Annotated in this window: 1 protein-coding gene and 1 pseudogene; both read left to right on the top strand. The window is 30.2% G+C overall.

What is annotated here, in order from left to right; translation table 11 throughout:
- Window positions 1-452, top strand: a pseudogene (locus Q0370_RS02520) (RNA polymerase subunit sigma); the annotation flags it as partial.
- 175 nt (window positions 453-627) lie between these two features.
- Entirely contained in the window at window positions 628-1,842 is a 1,215-nt protein-coding gene (locus tag Q0370_RS02515; RefSeq protein ID WP_299571677.1) for a M20 family metallopeptidase, read from the top strand.
- Window positions 1,843-1,904 lie beyond the last annotated feature (62 nt).

Genomic DNA, 1,904 nt, shown 5'->3' with positions numbered 1-1,904 from the left:
TCACACCAAAATGGAAACAAATCAGTGGTGGATGGAATATTATTTATACTGCTCACAAATATGAGAGTTCTATCAATGGAAAACTTAAATTTTATGATAATACAGAAGATTTTAAAGATACATTGAATAGAATAGCAATTTTAGCTGATAAAATTAATTTTCAAAATTTTGGAAATATTTTTAAAAAAGCTATTAACATTTTAAAAGGGAAAAGTTTTGAGAATATAAGAAATACTTTTTATGGACAAACTCTTTTCAAAATACCCGAAATAAATGCAAGACTTTTTTATTCAGCCAAAATTTCTGAGGTTTTTGGTGGAATGGGGTCCTGGAATGACAGCCCTCCTTATTATGTACACAAAAAAGGACTTGAAAGTGAATATGACAGTCTTTCAAAAGAGCTTTTAACACAAATTAGGCTTGCTCTTTTATATTCTGTAAATGAATGGTAAATCTATAATAAAAATTTACACTATAAATTGGATGCCGTAATTAGTATTGCGATTTATGTAATTACATTTCAATTAAAAAATATTATCATTTATTTTTCAAAAATTTACAAAGGCAGTATTTTTTGATATAATAAAATTATAAAAAAACAGAGATTTAGAAAGGGATGAGGGAAAAATGGAATTGCTTAAAATTAACGAGTTTATAAAAGAAAATGTGGATAAAATTTATGATGAAATGGTAAAAGTTAGACGAACTATTCACGAAAATCCTGAACTTGGGGATGAAGAAATTGAAACAAGCAAATTAATAAAGAAATTTTTGACAGAAAATGGGATTGAATTTTTTGAAATTATAAATACTGGAGTGGTTGCAACTATCTACAATGATAAGAAAAATATGAAAAATAAGACAGTTGCGACTCGTGCAGACATTGACGCATTGCCAATTTTCGAAGAAAATGAAGTTGAATACAAGTCAAAAAACAATGGTAAAATGCATGCTTGCGGACACGATGCACATACAACTATTCAGCTTGGAGTAGCAAAGATTTTGGCAGATAACAAGGATAAATGGCATGGAACTGTAAGATTTTTCTTTCAGCCAGCAGAAGAAACAACTGGCGGTGCTGACAGAATGATAAAAAGTGGAGCATTAAAATTTGAAAATGATACAAATCGAAAAATAGATGCCTTTTTTGCATTGCACATGGCTCCAGAAATAGAACTTGGAAAAATTGGGATAAAGTATGGAAAGGCACACGCTTCATCAGCAAGAATACACCTTACAATAAATGGTACTTCTGCTCACGCCGCATTGCCTCACAAAGGAGTTGACGCAATCTTAATTGGAGCAAAAGTTATGGAATTCTTGCAGTCAATAGTTAGCAGAAGAATTGATCCAAGAGAAGAATCTGTAATTACAATCGGAGCATTCAATGGAGGCTTTGCTGATAATGTAGTCTGCGATAAAGTGGAAATGAAAGGAACTGCAAGAACAATGTCCGAAGAAACAAGAACATTTATAATCGAAACACTTGAAAAAGACCTACCTAAATTTGTAGAATCACTAGGCGGAACAATAAATGTTGATATTAAGCGTGGCTATGCTCCTGTAATTAACAACGAAGAAATGACAAAAAAAGTAAAAAATAATATTGTCGACTTATACGGTGAAAATGCTCTGGAATTAATAAAACAGCCTAGAATGGATGTTGAAGATGTTAGTTATTTCCTAAATGAAATCCCTGGATGTTTTTTCAGACTAGGAACAAGAGTGGAAGAAAAAGGCTTAATTTACGATTTGCACCATCCAAAATTTAATATTGATGAGGAAAGTTTAAAAATCGGAATGGGATTACAATTAAAAAATATTTTAGAATATTTGAAATAAAGTTTTTTAATAAATCAAAGTAAAATAATTTGTTGTTAATAAATGTTTTTTCTATAATTTAT

Source organism: uncultured Leptotrichia sp., assembly GCF_938036635.1.
Classification (GTDB): domain Bacteria; phylum Fusobacteriota; class Fusobacteriia; order Fusobacteriales; family Leptotrichiaceae; genus Leptotrichia; species Leptotrichia hongkongensis.
The sequence above is the reverse complement of the archived record's forward strand: the minus strand, read 5'-3'. Positions and strand labels throughout refer to the sequence as shown.